General features: G+C 43.9%; 4 protein-coding genes. 2 read left to right on the top strand and 2 right to left on the bottom strand.

From position 1 onward, the window contains the following. Nucleotides 1–52 precede the first annotated feature (52 nt). Complete coding sequence (gene dut, locus Q0991_RS00660) at nucleotides 53–433, bottom strand: dUTP diphosphatase (protein ID WP_366524861.1); 381 nt, start codon at nucleotides 431–433, stop codon at nucleotides 53–55. 232 nt (nucleotides 434–665) lie between these two features. Then, nucleotides 666–956 carry a DUF2288 domain-containing protein gene (locus tag Q0991_RS00655; RefSeq protein WP_299484571.1) on the bottom strand — a complete coding sequence of 97 codons (291 nt, stop codon included), beginning with the start codon at nucleotides 954–956 and terminating at the stop codon, nucleotides 666–668. A 151-nt stretch (nucleotides 957–1,107) separates the two neighbouring features. On the opposite strand from Q0991_RS00655, the gene Q0991_RS00650 reads away from it, so the two are divergent. Continuing rightward, complete coding sequence (locus Q0991_RS00650) at nucleotides 1,108–2,319, top strand: saccharopine dehydrogenase NADP-binding domain-containing protein (RefSeq protein WP_299484570.1); 1,212 nt, start codon at nucleotides 1,108–1,110, stop codon at nucleotides 2,317–2,319. 856 nt (nucleotides 2,320–3,175) lie between these two features. Beyond that, nucleotides 3,176–3,898, top strand: a complete 723-nt coding sequence (locus Q0991_RS00645) for a tetratricopeptide repeat protein (protein WP_299484569.1) — start codon at nucleotides 3,176–3,178, stop codon at nucleotides 3,896–3,898. The last annotated feature ends 602 nt before the right edge of the window (nucleotides 3,899–4,500 follow it).

Raw genomic sequence — 4,500 nt, 5'->3', positions numbered from 1 at the left:
ATTTCTTGGGCACAGATTATTGCCAAGGTTGCCAACTTAGGCGCGATACACCCTAGACAAGCATCTGAAAATCTTTAACCGTTTGGCGAAGGTATTGTACCATTTGAGCAATTTTCATCCCTTCAATGATCTGAAAGACCTCTCGACTGTGGTTAATTAAAATCACGCCAATTTCACCGCGATACCCCGCATCAATGGTACCCGGTGAATTCAATACCGTAATGGAATGCTTTAGGGCTAGTCCACTCCTGGGACGGACTTGCGCTTCTGTTCCTTGGGGTAACTCGATGGCAATCCCCGTAGGAATGAGGGCAGATTTACCCGGCGGGATTTGCTGGGCTTGAATGGCATACAGATCTAGCCCAGCATCATCGTCATGACTGTAACAAGGCACTTGGGCTGTTTCATTTAACTTGATAATCTTGATTTTCATCGTTTGTCGCCCGTCAACATACCGTCTTTACTCTTAATCTAAAACTCTGCAATATTTGCAGAGAAAGACGCAAAATAACACTCTGTATATAGATTTCAGGCAGGTCTGGCTCTAAAAATGCTTGAAAGTTTTGCTATGTATAGCTTTTGGTCAATGCGTGCAACACAGTTTGAGTAAGACTTACAAGCTAATGGCTGACTCCACCTCCCTGAAACAGCTATTGAGCCATACTTTAATCGCTCTGAGCAACTAAAACAAAAGGTTGCACAATCAACGTGCTGAATTTTGTTTCTGGTTGGGCGTTCCAGTCGCTCAACTGTTGAGCTGAAGGCTTGTAAATCAGACTTTCGCTAATCCAGTGCTGGACAGATTGGGTATTATCATTTGCGATCGCAACCCCCACATCCAGCAAATTCAAGTGAGGCGTCACCACAATAATGGCATCCCGTTGGGAATGAGGTATTAGATCCCGCCATTCGATATCAGCGATGTCTTCAGCGAGTTTATTTTTGATATCTTGCATGATTTACCAGCAGTGGAGGATCAGATGAATCCATCATCTCAGGTCAGGCTAAGTTTGGAAAAGGTCCAATCTTACCGGTGAGGGGATTTCCCTTAAACGTAGCCACAGGTGAATCGGTATACGATAAAGGAGCCGTTGACTGGGACGCTGTATGAGCAATCCTCGACCCTATGATGTGGTCCTGTACGGAGCAAGTGGGTTTACTGGGCGGCAAACGGTGGAATATTTTGCTGAGCATGTTGGTGAACAAATCCGATGGGCGATCGCAGGTCGGAATCCCCAACAACTAGAGCAAGTTAAAACGAATTGTGCCGTTACAGTAGATGTCCTGGTGGCGGATAGCCAAGATCAAGATGGGCTCGATACCATTGCTGAACAGTCTCACGTCATTCTCAACACCGCTGGACCTTTTGCTTTATATGGGGATGCGATGGTTGATGCCTGTGTACGCAAACAAACCCACTACGTCGATATCACGGGTGAAACACCGTGGGTAAAATCGTTAATCCAGCGATACCATGCCAAAGCTGCAGCCGATGGCACCCGCATTATTCCCTTCTGCGGCTTTGATTCAGTCCCCTCTGACCTCGGCACCTACCTAGTCGTTCGGTTTATGCAGCAAGCGTTAGGCCTCCCGTGCCACTGGGTTAAAGCCTATTTCCAAATGGCGGGTGGCTTGAATGGAGGCACCTTGGCTTCTGCCATCAACTTAATGCAGTCAGGACAGGCTGCTCAGATGGCTGATCCGTTTTTGCTGAATCCCCAGGAAGATTCTCCTCAGACAGGCTCTTCACTGAGCAAAGACCCTCAACGACCTCAATATGATTCAGATTTGCAGGCGTGGACAGCCCCCTTTTTTATGGGACCTGTGAATACTCGTGTGGTGAGGCGCAGTAGTGCTCTATTCGATCGATGGCAGGAGCCTTACGGTGCCCATTTTGCCTATCAAGAATATTTGAAATTCGATGGACCACTAACTGCTATCGGCATCACCGTGGGCACAGGCTTATTTGGATTGGCATTGAGTCAATCATGGGCTCGGAGACTGCTCCAGTCTTGGCTCCCTCAACCTGGAAGTGGCCCTTCTACCCAGGTCATGGATGAGGGATGGTTTCGTTGCGAACTAATCGGCCAAGCGAGCAATGGTCAACAAGTTCGTGGTCTAATTCAGAATCAAGGCGATCCTGGTAACCGCTCGACGGTAAAGTTTTTATGTGAGTCGGCCTTGTGTTTGGCGACGCAAATTGATCAACTGCCTGGTCATCACCGGGGTGGTGTGTTGACTCCAGCCACTGGATTAGGAGATGTGCTGGCTGACCGCTTACGCCAAGCTGAAACGAATATTGAGCTTGCTATTGTCTAGGCTTACAGGGTCCGTCGATTGGGTGTTTATAAGCTGCCCTACAATCGCCAAGAATAAGCGGCTTCACCATGACCCGCTAACGAACTGCATGGATATGGCTGGCATATCTGGACCAGTAGCCTGTAGTAAGCGACCTAGATTGATGTTGGCATCATTGTCTTCGACTCGGAGAAAGATTACATGAGGTAGACAAGGCTAAATCAGGGCGATAAAACTGAGCGAATCGACGTTATTGGTTGGCTGCTAAAACACCGTTTTAGCAGCCAGATGCCTTTACTGCTCTCCCTACTGCTCTCAGCCGCTTTTAGTTGTAGGTGTCGCGAATGCGATCACATCATTGATCGGCACTCTCAAAGCTAATTTCTAAACAGAATCTAAAATCGCTAATCGTTGCATGAGCGGCCGAATAAAACAGCCATAAATCATGGCTTCACTCGTTTTTGGATAGAGTTCGTAGTCCTTCCCTAAACGACGGTAGCGATTCAATCTAGTGGGGGTAGATTCCCCGCTGCTTACATCGAAGAAATGGGATTGCAATCCAAATCTACGGTTTGGGAGCAAATCGTATTCTATACCCCGTCTGTTTGCAGCGGGGTAGTTTCTTCATCGAGCTTATCATGAAAGCCAAAATACTATCTTGCCATGGCAAGCCGTAATGACATGAGAGTTACTGAGAAACAACGATCTAATTACTGCTAGGCAAAAAAATGAGAAATTAGATAATCCTATACAAAAGTTATACAGATATTGGGAGTATGAAAACGATATCTTAAACCTAGGAATGCAATATTAGTAACTGTAGAAAGAAATAAAGATTAATCTTTATTTCTGCTTGAAGTGCTCCATAAATTTCTCAATGAACGCATCTATAAGTTTCACCTCAACCATCTTTTTGGCCCTCTGTACCCTCTGCACATTCCCAGCCCAGGCCGAACCAGTTGCCAATACAGTCACAACAGCTTATCGAAATCAGACTACTCCCGCTTTTACCTCTGCTGAAACTGAGCTTTCAGATCAGCAAGCCAAAGCTAAGGGGCTAATCAATATGCTCAAAGCCTCTCAAGGAGAAGCCTTTCATAATCAAGTTATTCAAATGCTTGGCAGTGTTGAAAAAGAGACATTAACCGAACTCAAACTCATGCATGGTCAAAGAGAGTGGCAGTCTTTAGCCCTTGCCACCCTGGAGAGAATGCAAACCCCTGCTGCAAAAGATCTCCTGCAAGTCTTGGATAACAGCACCTCAAAAACTACATTGACTAATGAGACTGCACCAAACACTACAACCTTAATGCAACTGGCTGCCTCTCAAACTGATACTCTTAACTATTCAGCTGCTATTCAAACCTACTCTCAAATAATTGAAGTTGACCCTAGCAATGCTAAGGCCCATGGCAATCGAGGTATTCTCCAACTTCATGTCGGAGAATATCAGGCTGCGATTAACGACTTCAAAAATTCCGCTAGACTCTACGAAAATAGCGGCAACATAGCACAATATAAGATGGCGATGAACTATATCCGCACTGTCAAAACTCAGATTGCAAATCTAAACAACGTTAAGAAAGTATCGGAGAAGTAAGTTTACTCATATTAAATTAAAAATATTCCACGCAACCGTTCCAAGAAGTTATTCCTTTTCTCAAGTTATCGAGAATAAATACTATTGATTTGATAGAACTTTTGTTGTCAGTTTACTTATATTCAAAAATTCTAACTGTAATCTTACTAATTGATAGATCAATTAAATATTATTTCATGACTATCAATTATAAAAATTGATGCTAGATGAAAAACTATCACTACCCATGAAAAAGTTGTCTTATAAAAAATTGAAAATTGATGATTATTCTCTCATAATATATTTTAGATAAGTTAGATTTTCAGATATTTGGGAACTTTAGATTGTAGATGTTCTCGTTGAGTTCTTGGTAATGGACAACAGCGAAGATAAACATCTTCAGGCAGAGACGAGTTGTAATTTATTTTCCTAAGTCTTGAGCTGGACCCTCATACTATAGGATTTACAACTTAGTCTCTGTCTTCATTTTATTATCCTAAACACGCTAGTCCAAAACTATGCACTTTCAGTGCGAGACTTTAGTTGCTACACACCTCTAATGCAGGAGAAGTAGCATCCAGAAGTCTATGGTCGAGAATCGTCGTGGGAATCATACCGTCACT

Origin of the sequence: Acaryochloris sp. IP29b_bin.137, from assembly GCF_028285745.1 — a bacterium.
In the GTDB taxonomy this organism is placed as follows: domain Bacteria; phylum Cyanobacteriota; class Cyanobacteriia; order Thermosynechococcales; family Thermosynechococcaceae; genus Acaryochloris.
The sequence above is the reverse complement of the archived record's forward strand: the minus strand, read 5'-3'. Positions and strand labels throughout refer to the sequence as shown.